The sequence below is a fragment of the Stenotrophomonas sp. Steno-C15 genome (assembly GCF_056393265.1).
Map to the genome: position 1 here is coordinate 198,135 of NZ_JBWJPF010000004.1, position 14,979 is coordinate 213,113.

Here is a 14,979-nt window from a genome sequence, read left to right on the forward strand (position 1 = left end):
CATGCTGATCAGACACCTGTTACACGCCGCCCTGTTGCTGCTGGCCTGCGCGGTGGCGCCACTGGCGCAGGCCCGCAATGCGCCGGCCGCTGAAGGTGCGTCGGTCAAGCCGCCGGTACCGCTGCTGTGGAAGGTCACCGGCCCCGGCGATTCACGGCTGTATCTTCTCGGCTCGTTCCATCTGTTGAAGCCGCAGGACTATCCGCTGTCGGCTGATGTGGAGCAGGCCTTCGGGGCCTCGCAGCGCGTGTTGTTCGAACTGTCGCCGGAAGACATGCAGTCGCCGCAGCTGGCCAGCCGCATGGTGCAGGCCGCCGTGCGCACCGACGGCAGCGAACTGAAGCGTGATCTCGATGCAGCGACCTGGCAGAAACTGCAGGCCTTCGCCACCGCGAACAAGCTGCCGCTGGCGCAGATGCAGGGCATGAAACCCTGGTTTGTCGGTCTGAGCATTTCAGTGGGGCAGATGCAGAAGATGGGCCTGGACCCGGCGCTCGGTCTGGACCGTCACTTCATGGAGCGCGCACAGGCGACCGGGCGCAGCACCGGTGGTCTGGAGGACATCGATACGCAGATCGGCATGCTTGATGGGATGTCGGTGCAGGAACAGCGGCAGATGCTGTCCGAAGCCCTCGATCAGGCCGACAAGGGCGATGAACAGGCACGCATGCTGCACGACGCATGGCGCCGCGGTGACGAGCGCCTGCTGTGGACGAAAATGGCTGCCGAGATGCGCCAGCAGTATCCGCAGCTGTATCAGCGCATCAATACCGGCCGCAATGATGCCTGGGTGCCGAAGCTGGTGCCCTATCTGCAGGCGGGGCAGGGTGGCACGCTGGTGGTGGTTGGCACGCTGCATCTGCTCGGCAGCGATGGCGTGGTCGAGAAGCTCAGGGCAAAGGGCTACAAGGTCGAGCGCGTCTGCACGGCGTGCAAGGCGAAGCGCTGACGTCTGCCTGCGGATGACCCGCAGACGAAAACGGCGCGCCAGTGGCGCGCCGTTTTCATGTCAGTCCCTGCCGTAGCTCAGCGGCGGGTCTTGCCGCCGGTGCCGGTGCCCGGTTCGTTCGGCTTGCTGCCGGTTCCGGTTCCCGTGCCGGTTCCGCCGGGGCGGGGGCCGCCGAAGCCGGTGCCCATGCTGCGCTGGAATTCCTGCCACAGCTCCAGGTTGCGTTCGGTCAGCTGGTTCATCATCGCCCACGGCGTCTGGCCCAGCAGGTTGCCCATCTGCTGGCGGAACTGCTGCTGCTGGTCCAGGAACACCTGCATGCTGCGTTCCAGGTAGTTCCCCATGAATCCCTGCAGGGAGTCGCCGTAGAAGCGGATCAGCTGGCTCAGCAACTGGGTGGAGAGCATCGGCTCGCCGTCCTGCTCCTGGTCGGCGATGATCTGCAGCAGGACCGAACGGGTAAGGTCGTCGCCGCTCTTGGCGTCGCGGACCTCGAAGTCTTCACCGTCCAGTATCAGCTGGCGGACGTCCTCGATGGTGATGTAGCTGGAAATCTCGGTGTCGTAGAGACGGCGGTTCGGATACTTCTTGATGATGCGGGTCGCAGCCATGAAGCGGTCACTCGTCACAGTAGACGCGCAGCATGGCGCAGTGCAGCAGCCGTTGCAACCGCCCCAGCCCCCGCCAGGCTTGGCTTTCACGGCGGATCATGTTGCGCAACAAGGGTTTGCGTGCTGCGCAGCATGACCGCAGGCAGGTGCGGTCCGGCACGTGACCGGCCGCGCCCGCGCGGATCACCAGCCCATGTGGTGGCCGCCGTTGATGTCCAGGTTGCTGCCGGTGATCCACGAGGCCTCCTCGGCCACCAGGAAGGACACGCCGTAGGCGATCTCCTCCGGCTTGCCCAGGCGCCCGGTCGGAATGTCGGCGATGATCTTGGCCCGCACTTCCTCCGGCACGGCCATGACCATGTCCGTGGCGACGTAGCCCGGCGAAATGGTGTTGACGGTGATGCCGAAGCCCGCGTTCTCGCGCGCCAGTGAGATGGTGAAGCCGTGCATGCCGGCCTTGGCGGCGGCGTAGTTGGCCTGGCCGTACTGGCCCTTCAGACCGTTGATCGAGCTGATCTGGATGACCCGGCCCCAGCCGCGGCGACGCATGCCTTCGATGACCGGGCGGGTGACGTTGAACACCGAATTGAGGTTGGTGTTGATCACGTCATGCCACTGGTCCGCACGCATCCGGTGGAAGGTCGTATCGCGGGTGATGCCGGCGTTGTTGACCAGGATCTCGACCGGGCCCAGTTCGTTTTCGACGGCGCGCACCAGCGCTTCGGCACTGTCCGGATCGGACACGTCGCCGGCGAAGATGGACACGTTGAAGCCGCGTTCGGTCATCGCCTGCTGCCAGGCGCGGGCCTTGGTTTCATCGCGATAGTTGGTGGCGACCCGGTGGCCCTGGTCGGCCAGGCGTTGGCAGATGGCGGTACCGATGCCGCCGGTTCCGCCGGTGACCAGTGCGACGCGAGATGTCATGGAATGCAGTCCGGGTTTCAGGTGGGGGAAGGGGGATTCTGCAACATCGGCGCGGAAAGTGCGCCCGTCGGCAACAGGATGTCCGTGCGTGGCAGGCGGGCCGGATCGAATGCCTGCCGGGCCGCCGCGAGCAGGTCGTGCAGATCGTCGTGACCCTCGAGTGCGGCGGGCGACTGGCCGAGCAGGCCCCACAACTGACGCAGCACCGGCACCGGGCGGGCGCTGTCGACCGGCAGCGCGGCCAGCGACTTGGACAGCTTGTGCCCGGGCGCGTCCAGCAGCAGGGGCAGGTGCCAGTACTGCGGCACTGCCAGTCCGAGTGCCTGCTGCAGCAGGATCTGCCGCGCGGTGGAGTCGAGCAGGTCGGCGCCGCGCACCACGTCGGTGACGCCCTGCGCGGCATCGTCGACCACCACCGCCAGCTGGTAGGCCCAGCACCCGTCGACGCGGCGCAGCACGAAATCACCCACCTCGGCGTGGACGTCCTGCACCTGACGGCCGCGCAGGCCATCGTCGAACTGCACCACGCTGCCGGCCGGTACGCGGAAGCGGACGGCAGGGTCCGGTCGGGGCTGCCGCGCGACGCAGCGATGGTGGATGCCCCCCCGGGCTGCCAGTTCGCTGCGGCTGCAGTGGCAGATGAAGGCCAGCCCGCTGGCCAGCAGCCTGTCCAGAGCCTGCTGGTAAGCATCGCCACGTTCGCTCTGCCACAGCACCGGACCATCGTGGGCCAGGCCGAATGCCGCCAGTGCCTGCAACTGCGCGTGCGCAGCCCCGGGCACGGTGCGTGGGGGATCGATGTCCTCGATGCGCAGCCGCCACAGGCCGTGGTGATGGCGCGCGAGCAGCCAGCTGCCGAATGCAGCCAGCAGGGAGCCGGGGTGTAGCAGGCCGGTAGGCGAGGGCGCGAAGCGGCCGCAGGAAAGGGGGGAGGTCATGCTGGCTGAATCGTCGGTCAGGTTGGTGCTTGAATTCAAGCTGACCGCACCGCAAATTGACGGATATCGACCCCTTCCGAGCCGGAATTTCCCATGTTTACCCGCATCGCACTCTTTCTAGCCACCAACTTTGCAGTGCTGATCCTGGCCGGCATCGTGATGTCGCTGCTGGGGGTCAATCCGAACCAGATGAGCGGCCTGCTGGTGATGGCTGCGATTTTCGGCTTCGGCGGTTCCTTCATTTCGCTGCTGCTGTCCAAGTGGATGGCCAAGCGCTCCACCGGCGCGGTGGTGATCACCGAGCCACGCAACCAGACCGAGCGCTGGCTGCTGGCCACCGTCGAGCGCCAGGCCAAGGCGGCCGGCATCGGCATGCCCGAAGTGGCGGTCTACGATGGCCCGGAGATCAACGCATTCGCCACCGGCGCCAACCGCAACAACGCGCTGGTGGCGGTGTCCACCGGTCTGCTGCAGAACATGAGCGAAGATGAGGCCGAAGCCGTACTGGGCCACGAGATCGCCCACGTGGCGAATGGTGACATGATCACCATGGCGCTGCTGCAGGGTGTGCTGAATACCTTCGTGATCGTGCTGGCGCGCGTGGTCGGCGGCGTCATCGACAGCGCGCTGTCGGGCAACCGCGAAGGCGGCGGCCGCGGGTTCGCCTACTACATCATCGTGTTCGTGCTGGAGATGGTGTTCGGCCTGTTCGCGACCATGATCTCGATGTGGTTCTCGCGCCATCGTGAGTTCCGCGCCGATGCCGGTGGCGCCTCGCTGGCGGGTCGCCAGAAGATGATCGCCGCGCTGGAGCGCCTGCAGCTCAACCACGGCCAGAGCACGCTGCCGACCCAGATCGCCGCCTTCGGCATCGCCGGTTCGACCGCGAAGAAGCTGTTCATGAGCCATCCGCCGCTGGAAGAGCGCATCGCCGCGCTGCGGGCCTCGACGGTGGTGTAAGCCTCCGGTTGCAACGCACTGCTACAGGAACGCCCGGCCCCGTGCCGGGCGTTTCTGTTTGCGCGTCGGCAGCATCGACGCGTGCCCGCAGGATCGTTTCCGCGACTGCGGAGGGGTGTCACTTTCAAGGTCGAAGGCGAAGCGGCCGCTTCGCTCGCCGGGCATGGCCCGGCGCTACCCGTCATCGTCGTGCACAGCACGTCGGCTCGCGTCCTGGCGGCGTGTTTCTTTCTTTGCACGAGCAAAGAAAGTGACAAGCACGATCACTGCGGATACGAAAACGGCACCTTCACAGGTGCCGTCTCCATGAACCGCTTTACAGGGAAGCTCAGAACTTCGCGTCGAACTCGGCCGCATAGCCCGTGTTGACCAGCACCTTCTGCAGCGACTCGGCCACCTTCAGGTTGCCCGCCACCACCTGCTGGGTTTCCGGACCGCGGTTGTCCATGCGTGCAAGCGGTGCTCCCTTGAAATCGCACACCTTGCCACCGGCCTCACGCACCAGCAGCACGCCGGCCGCGATGTCCCAGGCCTTGACCCCGGCCTCGAAGTAGGCGTCGGCGCGACCGCAGGCGACATAGGCCAGGTCCAGCGCAGCGGAACCGGTACGGCGGATGTCCTCGGCCTGCACCAGCAGAGCATCGACCGCCTTCAACTGGGCGCCGGCACGGGCGCGCTCGCGCGGAGCGAAGCCGGTCTGGATCATGGTGCCGCCCAGGTCCTTGCGATCCGCCACGCGGATGCGACGGTCGTTCAGCACGGCGCCCGCGCCACGGCTGGCGGTGAACAGCTCGTTGCGCAGCGGATCGAAGATGACCGCGTCGGTCGGCTCGCCGTTCTCGACCAGGGCGATCGATACACAGTAGTGGGGGACGCCGCGCAGGTAGTTGCTGGTGCCGTCCAGCGGATCGATGACCCACATGTGGCGATGTTCGCCCTGCACGCCGCCTTCCTCGCCAAACACGCCGTACTCGGGATACGCGCGCTTGAGCTCCTTGACGATGACCTTTTCCGCGTCCGCATCGACTTCGCTGGCGTAGTCCATCCGCCCCTTCTGCACCACGTTCAGTGCCTCGAGCTTGTTGATGTTGCGCAACAGGACGTTGCCGGCGAGGCGGGCGGCCTTGACCATGACGGTGACGGCGGGTTTCTGCATGGCGTGGGCTCCCGGAAAGGCAGAAGGGTAGGACTGGCGGGGGAAAAGAGCGGGTCCGGCGCAGTGGCCGGCCGCACAGTTTACCATTGGTCATCGTCCAGCTCGACCTTTTCCCTGTTCATGTCCCAGTTCCCCGCCGCCACCCGCCTCCGATTCGTCCTGGTCGGAACCCAGCATCCCGGCAACATGGGCGCCGCCGCCCGCGCCCTGAAGACCATGGGCCTGGCCCGCCTGGTACTGGTGGCCCCGGAAAAACCGCTGGACGAGGAGGCATTCCGCCGCTCGGCCGGCGCCGAGGACGTGCTCGGCGATGCGCCCGTGGTGGCCACCCTGGCCGAGGCCGTCGCCGACTGCCGTCTGGTGTTGGGGTGTACGGCCCGCGCACGCCGGGTCCAGCTGGAGGAGTACCTGCCCGCCGACGCAGCGGCCCGTGCGGTCGCCAAGGCCGGTGAGGGTGCCGAGGTGGCGCTGGTGTTTGGCCGGGAACGGACCGGCCTGACCAACGAGGAGCTGCAGCTGTGCCACGCGGCGGTGCACATTCCGTCCGATCCGGCGTTCAGTTCGCTCAACCTCGCCGCCGCCGTGCAGGTGTTGGCCTACGAGGTGCGCATGCAGCTGCTCGGCGCCCAGCCTGCCGTTGGCGCCGAACCGGGCTTTCGTGAGCAGGTGGCCAGCCACGAACAGATGGAGAGCTTCTTCGCCCAGCTTGGCGACACCCTGGACGAGATCGATTTCCACAAGGGCCGTGCGCCGGAGTCGGCGATGCGCAAGCTGCGCCGCCTGTTCCTGCGCAGCGAGCCGAGCGAGCAGGAAGTGCGGTTGCTGCGCGGCATCCTGGCCGATGCCCAGCGCATGGCGCGTCTGGCCAAGCCGGGCAGTCACAACGGCTGACGACGTTCTCATTTTTTCGGGTAGTCTGTCCGGATACCCAGGGGGGGATGAAACCGGTGTCGGGTCTGCGAACGGCAATGCAGGGGGCGCTGCTGAGCCTGGCCATGGTCCTGCTGGCCGGAACGGTGCGCGCTGCGCCGGATCCGGTGCTGGTGCTGGGCCGGATCAGCGACGATCCCAAGGCCCATTACCAGCAGCTGCAGCCGCTGCTGGACTACGTGGTGGCACGCATGCACGACGTCGGCATCCAGGAGGGGAGGATACTGATGGCGCGTGATCCGCAGCAGATGGCCAGCTATCTGCGGCGGGGGCAGGTCGACTGGGTCACGGAGACCGCCGGAACCGCAGTGGCGCTGGGTCAGCGCAGCGGTGCGCGGCCGTTGCTGCTGACCGAGCGCAATGGCGTGCGTGAGTACCAGACCGTATTCTTCGTGCGCCGCGACAGCCCGTTCCAGCGGCTGGAGGACCTGCGGGGCCACCGCCTTGCGCTGCAGAACACCGCATCCACCAGCGCCTACCTGGTGCCGGTGATGACGTTGCTGGGCCACGGGTTGTCCCCACAGATCCTCGCGGGTACGTGGGACGCTCCGGGCACGGACAGCGTCGGCTATGTGTTCGCCCGCAGCGAGCTGAACATCGCCACCTACGTGCACAAGGGCGTGGCCGATGGGGGGGCGGTGAGCAGCGTGGACTGGAACGATGAACGGCGCATGCCGCGGGCGTTCCGGCGCGACTTCCGCGAACTGTTGCGCACGGAGCCCTATCCTCGCGCCGTGGAGGTGGTGCGCGCCGACCTGGACGCACGCGTCCGTGACCGCCTGCAGGAGGTCCTGCTGCAGGCGGCCAGTGATCCACAGGCACAGGCGGCGCTTCACCGTTTTTTTGGTACTTCCGGTTTCCACCGCGTCGACGCGCATGCGCAGCAGCGGCTGGATGAATTGAAACAAGGATTGACGCGCGTGCGGATGGAAGTGGAATGAAGTGGCTCGGCTCGGGAATGCAGGCGCGGTTCCTGCTCGCGATGGGCGGGGCGATGCTTGTGGTGGTGGCGATCCTGGCGGTGCTGCTGGGGCGGCAGGCGGCGATGCAGAGCGAGGTGCGCAACCTCAGCGGCGGCGTCATCCATGAATTGTTCGACCGCAGCGTGCGCAGCCGCGGCGAAGCGATCGCCCGTGAGCTTTCCGATGCGCTGGCCAACCCGCTGTACTACCACGATCTGGACCAGGTCGGCGCACTGGTGCGCAGCACGTCGCGGCAGCCCGTGGTGCGCTATGTGCTGGTGTTCGACGAACGTGGCCGGCTGGTGCACGACGGTTCGGTGGAGGTCGCCGCCTTCGGTCAGCCGATGGGAGACCCCCTTGCACCGGGCGCGATCGCCGCGCGGACGCTGGTGGTGCAGCAGTCGCCAAAGGTGCTCGACAACACGATGCCGATCATGGTCGGCAACCAGCGCATCGGCGGCGTCCGCGTCGGCATGGCGCTGGACGAAGTGCAGCAGCGCGAGCAGGCCGCCAACGCAACGCTGGGCGAGCGCCTGCAGCAGGTCGGCAGCCGTCATCTGGGCTGGCTGCTGCTGATGCTCGGCCTGCTGGTGGTGATCGGCGTGGCGGTGATCTTCTACGTGCAGCGCACCCTGGTCGCGCCGATCCGCGACCTGGCGGTGGCGGCCCGTCGCATCGAAGCCGGCGACTACCAGGCGCCACTGCTGGAGAATACCCGCGACGACGAGGTCGGCGAGCTGGTGCGGGGGTTCGCCCGCATGCGTGATGCCATCGCCCGCCACGACCGCGAGGTGCGGCACATGGCCTACACCGACGCACTGACCGGCCTGACCAACCGCTTGGCGTTCCGCGAAGCTCTGGACCACCGGCTGATGGCCGCGCGTGCGTCCAAGCAGCGGTTGGGCCTGTTGTTTGCGGACATCGACGATTTCAAGCGGGTCAACGATACCCTCGGGCATGAAGCGGGCGACGAAGCACTGCTGCAGTTTGCCCAGCGGATCGGCCGCGCCGTCGCCGAGGCCGGGGGCGATGAGGCGCTGCTGGCCCGTTTTGGCGGCGACGAGTTCGTGATCCTGGTCGGCGACGGCGATGTCGCTGCCAATGCGCGGCTGCTGGCCGAGGTGCTGGTGCGCGAACTGGGCAAGCCGCTGGTGGTGCAGGGCAGGGAGCTGTTCCTGGGCACCTCCATCGGCGTGACCCTGTTCCCGGACGATGCCGCAGACGCGACCACACTGCTGAAGAACGGCGACATCGCCATGTACCAGGCGAAGATGGCCGGCAAGAATTGCTACCGGTATTACAGCCGGGCGATGGACCATGCGGTCGAGCGCCGCGTGCACATGGAACAGGAACTGCGCGGCGCCTGGGAGCGCGGCGAGCTGCGCCTGGCCTACCAGCCGATCTTCCGCACCCGCGACCGGCGGATGGTCGGCGTCGAGGTGCTGCTGCGCTGGCAGCACCCCACTCTGGGCACGATCCCGCCGTCGGTGTTCATCGAAGTGGCCGAGCAGAGCGGGCTGATCGAGGTGATCGGGCCGAAGGTGCTGCGCGCGGCCTGCATGGAAGCGTCGCAGTGGCCGCGCAGTGCGGGCGGCGATGATCTGTTCGTGTCGGTGAACGTGTCGCCCCGGCAGCTGCGTGGCGGCGAGCTGCCGTCACTGGTCGCACAATGCCTGCATGAGTCGGGGCTGCCGGCTTCGCGCCTGCATCTGGAACTGACCGAGACCGCGGTGATCGGTGATGAGATGGTGGCCGCGCAGTTGCTGGACAAGCTGCATCGCACCGGCGTCAAGGTGTGGCTGGACGACTTCGGCACCGGTTTCTCGGGCTTGAGCCACCTGCGCCAGGTGCCGGTGGACGGCGTGAAGATCGACAAGAGTTTCATTGCCGACATGCAGCGTGATCCTGACGACCTGGCGCTGACCACGGCGATCATCGCCATGGCCCACGCGCTGGGCATCACGGTGGTGGCCGAGGGCATCGAGCAGCAGGCACAGTTCGAGCTGCTGGCCCAGCGCGGCTGCGATCTTGGCCAGGGCTACTGGCTGAGCCACCCGGTCACCGCGACCGAAGTGGTGCGGATGATCGAGTCCGGCGTCTGAATCCTGGTCCAGGGGGCAGCTCGCTCTCCGCAGGAAAGGGCTCTGACCCGGGCGGTATCGTTACAGCGGGCGCTTGCTCGGGTCGCCGGGCAGTTCCCGCACCAGCTTGGGAACCAGGTAGCCGGACAGGCGCGCGGTCAGGCCGGCGATCAGCTCCCTGGCGCGGGTGTCATCCACCTCGAAGTGGGCCACGCCCTCGACCCTGTCCAGCTGGTGCAGGTAATAGGGCAGCACGCCGGCGGCAAAGCTGCGTTCGCTCAGCGCCTGCAGCGCCTGCACGCTGTCGTTGACGCCACGCAGCAGCACCGCCTGGTTCAGGAGTTGGGCGCCGGTGCCACGCAGGCGCGCCATTGCCGCGTCCACACTGGCATCGAACTCATTGCCATGGTTGGCATGGACCACGATCGCCAGCGGCCACGGCAGGCTGCCCAGCCAGGCCAGCAGCTCGTCGTCGACCCGTTCCGGCAGCACGATCGGCAGCCGGGTGTGGATGCGCAGGCGACGGATGTGCGGAATCCGCCGCAGCGCGTCGGTCAGTTCGACCAGCTTGTGGGTGGCCAGCGACAGCGGATCCCCCCCGGACAGGATCACTTCGTCGATATCCGGATCGGCGGCGATGGCGTCCACCGCTTCCCACCAGCCGCCCTTGGCGGCATTCTCAGCGGCGTAGTCGAAGTGCCGGCGGAAACAGTAGCGGCAATTGATTGCACAGCTGCCGGTGGCGATCAGCAGCGCCCGGCCCCGGTACTTCTGGATGACCCCGGTCGCCTTCCTGGCCGCACCATCGCCCACCGCGTCGAAGCTGAACCCGGGAACGACCTGCATCTCGTCATTGACCGGCAGCACCTGGCGCAGCAGCGGGTCGGCCGCATCGCCCTTGCGCATTCGGGCCACGAACCCGTCCGGTACGCGCAGCGCGAACTGGGCCATGGCCGCCTCGGACACGCCCAGTGCGACCGGATCCAGCTCCAGCCGCGCCAGCAGTGCGTGCGGGTCGCGCAGCGCCTGGCGCCAGAGTTCCTGCCAGCGTGCGGGTGCACCCGGCGACGACGGGCGGGGAAAGGCGGAAAGCTGCATGGAGAGGGGGCCTGCGGTTATCATGGGGGCAGAAAAACAGTCGCCCACCGGCATCCGGTGGGCTTTCCATTCTACCGGCTCGCCGCACCCGCGGCGGTTTTGCCATTTGAGGAGCTTGAGCATGGCCACTGTGGGCATGAATGACGTCAAGAACGGGATGAAGATCCTGGTCAACAATGAACCGGCGGTCATCACCGATACCGAATACGTCAAGCCGGGCAAGGGCCAGGCGTTCACCCGCGTCAAGTACCGCTTCATCCGTTCGGGCCGCGTGGTCGAACTGACCATGAAGGCGACCGACGACCTGGAAGTGGCCGACGTGGTCGACACCGACATGAACTACATGTACAGCGATGGCGAGTACTGGCACTTCATGGATCCGGAGACCTTCGAGCAGGTCCAGGCCGACAAGGCCGGCATGGGCGGCGCCGAAAAGTGGCTGAAGGGCGAGGAAGCCTGCATCGTGACCCTGTTCAACGGTGCGCCGATCTTCGTGCAGCCGCCGAACTTCGTCGAGCTGAAGATCACCGAAACCGATCCGGGCGTCCGCGGTGACACCTCCGGCGGTGGCGGCAAGCCGGCCACGCTGGAAACCGGTGCTGTGGTCCGCGTGCCGCTGTTCGTCAACCAGGATGAAGTCATCCGGGTCGACACCCGTTCGGGCGAGTACTCCTCGCGCGTGAAGTAATCCGGCGCAGCCGGATGACCTGTGAGCCGGGCCCAGGCCCGGCTTTCCGGGCATCGCCCGGAACCCGTTGCCGGCGTCCACGGCGCCGCAACGGACAGCCGCCGGGCGTGGCCCGGCGCTACCGCCTCCCGTGAGGTTCTCCCCCCAGCCAAGTGAGCCTGCATGAGCGACAGCCCGCACCTCCCCGAAGCCTGCGACCTGCTCATCGAAGCTGGCTACGTCGTTCCGATCGAACCGCATGCCGTGGTGCTGGAAGACCATGCCGTAGCCGTGCGTGGCGGCGAGATCGTGGCCGTGCTGCCGCGTGCCGAAGCGCGGGCGCGCTTCCGTGCCGCGCAGGTGGTCAGCCGTCCGGACGCCGCGCTGATGCCGGGCCTGGTCAACGCGCACACGCACAACCCGATGACCCTGCTGCGCGGCGTTGCGGATGACCTGCCGCTGATGACCTGGCTGCAGGAGCACATCTGGCCGGTGGAAGCGGCGGTGATCGGCCCCGAGTTCGTCGCCGACGGCACCACGCTGGCGATTGCCGAGATGCTGCGCGGCGGCACCACCTGCGCCAACGAGAACTACTTCTTCGGCGACGTGCAGGCGGCGGTCTACAAGAAGCATGGTTTCCGCGCGCTGGTGGGGGCGGTCATCATCGATTTCCCGACCGCCTGGGCGAAGAGCGACGACGAGTACTTCGCCAAGGCCGGGGAACTGCACGACCAGTGGCGCAACGACAGTCTGATCGGCGTCGCGTTCGCACCACATGCGCCCTACACGGTCAGCGATGCCAATTTCGAGAGGGTGCGGATGCTGTCCGACCAGCTCGACATGCAGGTGCACCTGCATACCCATGAGACCGCGCAGGAAGTCAGCGACTCGATCAGGCTGCATGGCCAGCGTCCGCTGGCGCGGCTCGACCGCCTCGGCCTGGTCAACGACCGGTTGATCGCGGTGCACATGACCCAGCTGACCGACGCGGAGATCCACCTGTGCGCCGAGCGTGGCGTCAGCGTGGTGCACTGCCCGGAATCGAACCTGAAACTGGCCTCCGGCTTCTGCCCCGCCTGCGCCCTGCAGCGCGCAGGCGTGAACCTGGCCATCGGTACCGATGGCTGTGCCAGCAACAACGACCTGGATATGTTCAGCGAGAACCGCACCGCGGCGATCCTGGCCAAGGCTGTCGCCAACGACGCCACCGCGCTGGACGCGGCCACCACGTTGCGCGCTTCCACCCTCGGCGGTGCCCGTGCGCTGGGCTTCGGCGAGCGGATCGGCTCGATCGAGGTGGGCAAGCAGGCCGATCTGGTCTGCGTGGACCTGTCCGCGCTGGAAACCCAGCCGCTGCACAACGTGCTTTCGCAGCTGGTGTACGCCACCGGCCGGCAGCAGGTGAGCGACGTCTGGATTGCCGGCAAGCCCAAGCTGGTGCAGCGCGAGCTGGTCGGCATGGACCTGCCGGGCATCATCGCCAACGCGCGCCAGTGGCGCGAGCGCATCCGCCATATCCGCGCCTGAACCCTGGCGCTGCAAGGATTCCCCATGACTGTCCCCCATGCTTCCTCCAATTTCGATCAGGCCGAGCTGGACAAGTTCGCCGCACTGGCCAACCGCTGGTGGGACGCCGATGGTCCGCAGAAGCCGCTGCATGCGCTGAACCCGGTGCGCCTGAAGTACGTGGCCGACCGCGTGCCGCCGCGCGGCGCACGCGTGCTCGACATCGGCTGCGGTGGCGGCCTGCTGAGCGAAGCACTGGCCCAGGCCGGTGCCGATGTCACCGCTATCGATCTGGCCCCGGAGCTGGTCAAGGTCGCGCGGCTGCACGCACTGGAAAGTGGTGCCAAGGTCGACTACCGGGTGCAGGCCGCCGAGGACCTGGCCGCTGAACAGCCGGGCAGCTTCGATGTGGTGACCTGCATGGAGATGCTCGAGCACGTGCCGGACCCCGGCGCGATCATCGAGGCCTGCAGGCGGCTGCTGAAGCCGGGCGGTCACCTGTTCCTGTCGACCATCAACCGCACGGCCGCCGCATTCGCGGTGGCCATTGTCGGTGCCGAATACGTGGCGCGCCTGTTGCCGAAGGGCACCCACCACTACCAGGAATTCATCAAGCCGGCCGAACTGGCACGCTGGTTGCGCGAGGCTGATCTGCAGCTGGCCGATGTCAGCGGCATGGCGTATGAGCCGTGGCGCAACCGTGCCCGCCTCAGCACCCGCACCGACATCAACTACCTGGCCTACGCGGTCAAGCCGGCATGACCGCCACGCACTTCCCGTGCGCGGTGCTGTTCGACCTGGACGGCACCCTGCTGGACAGTGCGCCGGACTTCGTTGCCACCTGCGACGCCATGCTGGCCGCACGTGGACGCGCGCCGATCGATCCGGCGCAGCTGCGCCCGGTGGTGTCCAAGGGCTCGCGGGCGATGATCGCGGCGGCCTTCCCGGACCTGGATGCGCATGCGCGCGACGCGCTGATCCCGGAGTTCCTGCAGCGCTATGAAGCGTTGATCGGCCAGCACGCGGTGCTGTTCGATGGCGTCGCCGGCATGCTCGCCGCGCTCGATGCTGCTGGAACGATATGGGGCATCGTTACCAACAAGCCCGAGTACCTGGCGCGGTTGATCCTGCCGCAGCACGGTTGGCAGCAGCGCTGCGCCGTGCTGGTCGGCGGCGACAGCCTGGCCGAGCGCAAGCCGCACCCGCTGCCTCTGCTGCACGCTGCGCAGGCGATCGGTGTCGCGGCAAGCGACTGCGTGTATGTCGGCGACGACGAGCGCGACATCATCGCGGCGCGCGCCGCGGCCATGCCATCGGTGGCAGCGCTGTGGGGCTACCGCCTGCACAGCGACGACCCGTTGGCCTGGCAGGCCGATGTACTGGTCGAGAACGCCGCACTTCTGCAACTGGCCAGCCTGTGGCCAACCCGGCCGGCACGCCCGGCCCACCCGTAAGGACGATCGTAGTGAGCAGCACCGCGCTGGAAAGCTTCCTCGACAAATGGCGCAGCCGTTGGCCGGAATGGTCGGTGGCCGCGCCGTTCGTGGCCGAATCGCACCGTGAGTTGGCCGTAGCGTGGTTCGCGCTGCTGCAGGAATTCGACGACATGCTCAATACCAGCGGCGATCCGTTGCCGGCCGATGCCAAGCTGGCATGGTGGGGCGAGGAGCTGCGCAGCTGGGAAGGACAGCGTTCGCGCCATCCGTTGGGTCGTGTGCTGGAACCGGTGCGTGCGCCGTGGGCGCGGTTGGCGGAAACGCTGCCGGATCTGGTGGAGGCACGCACCGTCGCGCCGGATGCGGCCAGTGCCGAAGCCGCGCTGGCCCGCTACGCTGAAGCAGTCGCGGCCGTGGAAGTGGTGTTGTTCGATGACAGGCCGCGGACCGGTGCGGGCCGGGCCGTGCAGTTGCAGACGCTGGCCCAGCGCCTGCAGGACGCAGGCGTGGCCGGCGTGCCGCGCAGCCTGCTGGACGAGGACACCCGCTCCGCCGCGCAGCGCTGGGCGCAGCACCTGTTGAAGGGGTGGGGCGCGCGCGTGCCCGGGCCGCGCCCGCGCCGCGTGTGGTCCAGCCTGGCCCGTGCACGCCTGACGGCCCAGGCGGCCGGCAAGCCGATCGAGGCGACCCCGCTGCGCACCCTGCTGCGGGTGTGGTGGGCCGCACGCGGCTGATTCCGTTGCCGCTGCGCTCGCCGGGCA

15 protein-coding genes are annotated in these 14,979 nt (G+C 67.7%); 10 read left to right on the plus strand and 5 right to left on the minus strand.

Going from position 1 to position 14,979, the window contains the following annotated elements; all coding sequences use genetic code 11:
- Position 1 precedes the first annotated feature (1 nt).
- Positions 2–949, plus strand: coding sequence for a TraB/GumN family protein (locus AC06FB_RS05820; protein WP_193396134.1), 948 nt, complete (start codon positions 2–4; stop codon positions 947–949).
- Between the two features lie 77 nt (positions 950–1,026).
- Here the strand turns inward: AC06FB_RS05820 and phaR are convergent, their stop codons facing one another.
- From phaR to gluQRS, 3 genes are all read right to left on the minus strand, one after another.
- A complete protein-coding gene (phaR, locus tag AC06FB_RS05825; protein WP_053520096.1) occupies positions 1,027–1,560 on the minus strand; it encodes a polyhydroxyalkanoate synthesis repressor PhaR in 534 nt (177 codons plus the stop codon).
- 183 nt (positions 1,561–1,743) lie between these two features.
- Positions 1,744–2,484 carry an acetoacetyl-CoA reductase gene (gene phbB / locus AC06FB_RS05830; protein WP_053520095.1) on the minus strand — a complete coding sequence of 247 codons (741 nt, stop codon included), beginning with the start codon at positions 2,482–2,484 and terminating at the stop codon, positions 1,744–1,746.
- Between the two features lie 17 nt (positions 2,485–2,501).
- Complete coding sequence (gluQRS, locus tag AC06FB_RS05835; protein ID WP_478053458.1) at positions 2,502–3,422, minus strand: tRNA glutamyl-Q(34) synthetase GluQRS; 921 nt, start codon at positions 3,420–3,422, stop codon at positions 2,502–2,504.
- Between the two features lie 93 nt (positions 3,423–3,515).
- Between gluQRS and htpX the strand changes: the two genes are divergently transcribed.
- Positions 3,516–4,382: a protease HtpX gene (htpX, locus tag AC06FB_RS05840; protein ID WP_053520093.1), complete on the plus strand. Its 867-nt coding sequence runs from the start codon at positions 3,516–3,518 to the stop codon at positions 4,380–4,382.
- A gap of 328 nt (positions 4,383–4,710) precedes the next feature.
- On the opposite strand, the gene AC06FB_RS05845 is transcribed toward htpX, so the two are convergent.
- Complete coding sequence (locus tag AC06FB_RS05845; RefSeq protein ID WP_053520092.1) at positions 4,711–5,538, minus strand: inositol monophosphatase family protein; 828 nt, start codon at positions 5,536–5,538, stop codon at positions 4,711–4,713.
- A gap of 120 nt (positions 5,539–5,658) precedes the next feature.
- On the opposite strand from AC06FB_RS05845, the gene AC06FB_RS05850 reads away from it, so the two are divergent.
- From AC06FB_RS05850 to AC06FB_RS05860, 3 genes are read left to right on the plus strand one after another with little or no spacing between them, the layout of a single operon-like run.
- Positions 5,659–6,429 carry an RNA methyltransferase gene (locus AC06FB_RS05850; RefSeq protein ID WP_053520091.1) on the plus strand — a complete coding sequence of 257 codons (771 nt, stop codon included), beginning with the start codon at positions 5,659–5,661 and terminating at the stop codon, positions 6,427–6,429.
- A 47-nt stretch (positions 6,430–6,476) separates the two neighbouring features.
- Positions 6,477–7,409 (plus strand): phosphate/phosphite/phosphonate ABC transporter substrate-binding protein, encoded by a 933-nt coding sequence (locus tag AC06FB_RS05855; protein ID WP_053520090.1) that lies wholly within the window; start codon positions 6,477–6,479, stop codon positions 7,407–7,409.
- Positions 7,406–9,532 (plus strand): putative bifunctional diguanylate cyclase/phosphodiesterase, encoded by a 2,127-nt coding sequence (locus AC06FB_RS05860; protein ID WP_053520089.1) that lies wholly within the window; start codon positions 7,406–7,408, stop codon positions 9,530–9,532. The genes AC06FB_RS05855 and AC06FB_RS05860 overlap by 4 nt, the downstream gene beginning before the upstream one ends.
- 60 nt (positions 9,533–9,592) lie before the next feature.
- Here AC06FB_RS05860 and epmB read toward each other — a convergent pair whose 3' ends face one another.
- A complete protein-coding gene (gene epmB / locus AC06FB_RS05865; RefSeq protein WP_262100362.1) occupies positions 9,593–10,609 on the minus strand; it encodes an EF-P beta-lysylation protein EpmB in 1,017 nt (338 codons plus the stop codon).
- Between the two features lie 121 nt (positions 10,610–10,730).
- On the opposite strand from epmB, the gene efp reads away from it, so the two are divergent.
- From efp to AC06FB_RS05890, 5 genes are all read left to right on the plus strand, one after another.
- Entirely contained in the window at positions 10,731–11,297 is a 567-nt protein-coding gene (efp, locus tag AC06FB_RS05870) for an elongation factor P (RefSeq protein WP_053520087.1), read from the plus strand.
- A gap of 162 nt (positions 11,298–11,459) precedes the next feature.
- Positions 11,460–12,803, plus strand: coding sequence for a TRZ/ATZ family hydrolase (locus AC06FB_RS05875; protein ID WP_053520086.1), 1,344 nt, complete (start codon positions 11,460–11,462; stop codon positions 12,801–12,803).
- 24 nt (positions 12,804–12,827) lie between these two features.
- Positions 12,828–13,544, plus strand: coding sequence for a bifunctional 2-polyprenyl-6-hydroxyphenol methylase/3-demethylubiquinol 3-O-methyltransferase UbiG (ubiG, locus tag AC06FB_RS05880; RefSeq protein ID WP_478053459.1), 717 nt, complete (start codon positions 12,828–12,830; stop codon positions 13,542–13,544).
- Positions 13,541–14,236, plus strand: coding sequence for a phosphoglycolate phosphatase (locus tag AC06FB_RS05885; RefSeq protein WP_478053460.1), 696 nt, complete (start codon positions 13,541–13,543; stop codon positions 14,234–14,236). The genes ubiG and AC06FB_RS05885 overlap by 4 nt, the downstream gene beginning before the upstream one ends.
- Positions 14,237–14,247: 11 nt before the next feature.
- Entirely contained in the window at positions 14,248–14,952 is a 705-nt protein-coding gene (locus tag AC06FB_RS05890; RefSeq protein WP_065175504.1) for a squalene/phytoene synthase family protein, read from the plus strand.
- The last annotated feature ends 27 nt before the right edge of the window (positions 14,953–14,979 follow it).

Coding starts and splice junctions, on each gene's coding strand:
- gluQRS (WP_478053458.1), bottom strand. CDS start 3,422: ATGACCTCCCCCCTTTCCTGCGGCCGCTTCGCGCCCTCGCCTACCGGC.
- AC06FB_RS05875 (WP_053520086.1), top strand. CDS start 11,460: ATGAGCGACAGCCCGCACCTCCCCGAAGCCTGCGACCTGCTCATCGAA.
- AC06FB_RS05855 (WP_053520090.1), top strand. CDS start 6,477: ATGAAACCGGTGTCGGGTCTGCGAACGGCAATGCAGGGGGCGCTGCTG.
- phaR (WP_053520096.1), bottom strand. CDS start 1,560: ATGGCTGCGACCCGCATCATCAAGAAGTATCCGAACCGCCGTCTCTAC.
- epmB (WP_262100362.1), bottom strand. CDS start 10,609: ATGCAGCTTTCCGCCTTTCCCCGCCCGTCGTCGCCGGGTGCACCCGCA.
- efp (WP_053520087.1), top strand. CDS start 10,731: ATGGCCACTGTGGGCATGAATGACGTCAAGAACGGGATGAAGATCCTG.
- phbB (WP_053520095.1), bottom strand. CDS start 2,484: ATGACATCTCGCGTCGCACTGGTCACCGGCGGAACCGGCGGCATCGGT.
- AC06FB_RS05850 (WP_053520091.1), top strand. CDS start 5,659: ATGTCCCAGTTCCCCGCCGCCACCCGCCTCCGATTCGTCCTGGTCGGA.
- htpX (WP_053520093.1), top strand. CDS start 3,516: ATGTTTACCCGCATCGCACTCTTTCTAGCCACCAACTTTGCAGTGCTG.
- AC06FB_RS05860 (WP_053520089.1), top strand. CDS start 7,406: ATGAAGTGGCTCGGCTCGGGAATGCAGGCGCGGTTCCTGCTCGCGATG.
- ubiG (WP_478053459.1), top strand. CDS start 12,828: ATGACTGTCCCCCATGCTTCCTCCAATTTCGATCAGGCCGAGCTGGAC.
- AC06FB_RS05820 (WP_193396134.1), top strand. CDS start 2: ATGCTGATCAGACACCTGTTACACGCCGCCCTGTTGCTGCTGGCCTGC.
- AC06FB_RS05885 (WP_478053460.1), top strand. CDS start 13,541: ATGACCGCCACGCACTTCCCGTGCGCGGTGCTGTTCGACCTGGACGGC.
- AC06FB_RS05845 (WP_053520092.1), bottom strand. CDS start 5,538: ATGCAGAAACCCGCCGTCACCGTCATGGTCAAGGCCGCCCGCCTCGCC.